This is a genomic window from Alkalihalophilus marmarensis DSM 21297 (assembly GCF_000474275.2).
Taxonomy (GTDB): Bacteria; Bacillota; Bacilli; order Bacillales; family Bacillaceae_D; genus Alkalihalophilus; species Alkalihalophilus marmarensis.
Genome location: NZ_ATAE01000087.1, coordinates 1 through 1869, shown reverse-complemented (window position 1 = coordinate 1869; position 1869 = coordinate 1). Strand labels below are relative to the sequence as shown.

Here is a 1869-nt window from a genome sequence, read left to right as displayed (position 1 = left end):
CATATCAAATAAAAAAAAACTATTAACCTCCAACCTCTCACACCACCATACATACAATTCCATATACAACAATTCAAATTCATACTAAACATATACTTTCCTATAATATTAAACACCAAATAACAAACCAAATTAAATTAATCTCTTATTAATAATCATTTTCATAAACACCCAAAAATAAACTATCCTAACTACCCCTTTACTCAAATAACTATATTTATAAACAATATATCTATCCATTCCAAATTTAATAAAATTCTTTCTTCTATTCTTAAAAATTTTCCACTTCTTCCAAATACACATCCTAAATCAAAACCTTATATAACTATCTATACATTCAAAAACCTTTTTCATAAAACCAATTTTAAAATAATTAACCCAACCTCATACCACCTAATTAATTCATTCAACCTAAAACTTCATTTCCACACTCCAATTCTTCCTAATTAATTACTTCAATTTAAATTTAAAATTATCCACCAACTTTTAATATAACTTTACTTTATATACCTCAACCTAAAAATCTTTAAAAAAACCAAATCCCAAAAATTTCATATTAAAATCATTAAATCTTATTACTTTTATTTTTATAATATTAACTATCAAACCTAATTTTTCTTCAATAAACCTAATCACTAATCTCATCACTCATCTCACTACCATTTCACTTTTAACCATAATAATACAATCATCCACATAACACACAAAACAAAATCCACAACTTTCTAATTCCATATCAAATTCATTAAACATAATATTACTAAACAACAAAAATAAATTCCCTCCTTAAAATATACCTATAACAATTTCTTTATAATCTTCATCAATCTATACACCACTTACTAAAAATTTACAAATAAACAAAATAATATCTCCATCTTAAATTATTCTTAAAATAAAATTCATCAACCTATCATAATTAACTATATCAAAAAATCATTCAAAATCTATATCTACAATCCATTCATAACCATCATTTAAATATTCTAATATTTAAATAATTACCATTTCTACATACCTATTAAACCTAAACCCATAACTATACTCACTAAATTTCTTATCAAACATCAATATAAAAACTTATACAATAACCTATTAAACAAACCAATCTTTAACTATTAAAATACCTAAAAACCTTATCCCACCATCTAATTTAAAAATTTCAACCCATAATACAAATTAAAATTAATATTTTCTCTACCAAATCTAAAAAATAAACTCTTTCTTATTCAACACAATATATACCCCTAACTCTTATACAATCATCCCATCAATACCTACAAAACCCTTATTTCTTTTCACCTTTTTATATACTTAATTTAAATTCTCAATATCCAAAATTTTATCTAATAATATTTCTCCATACATACTTTATTATTTCCCTTCTATCTCATAAAATCAATATCCACTTTCCCACTTCATACCAATAATCTATTTCCACTTCCAATCAAAATTTCTATAACAATAAAATTATTCAACCCTTCACTCCTTCTAACTTTCATTAAACATCTTCACTACTACAACTTCTACTAACTTCTCACTATCCAACCTTATATCACTACAAAATTTTAATATAAACCAATAAAACCTCCCCAATTAAAATACAAACTCTTTCCCTCCATCCATCTACCATATATACACCATATAATACAAATTATAACTATTAAACTTTAACTTCTTTTACAATCTCATCCTCATACATTACCTCCTATATAATTTCTATTCATCAAACCAAAAATTTACCTAAAACTTCCTTCAAATCCCACATCACCATAAACACCCTTACTTTTAACTATATACTTACCACTACAAAATCATACTCAAAACTTTCACCCATTAAAATTCACCCATACTAAACAAACAAAAAAA

The 1869-nt window shown here is 24.2% G+C and carries 1 pseudogene; it reads right to left on the bottom strand.

Annotated elements, in window-relative coordinates:
* Positions 1-309: 309 nt before the first annotated feature.
* A pseudogene (locus A33I_RS21580) lies at positions 310-378 on the bottom strand (hypothetical protein); the annotation flags it as partial.
* Positions 379-1869 lie beyond the last annotated feature (1491 nt).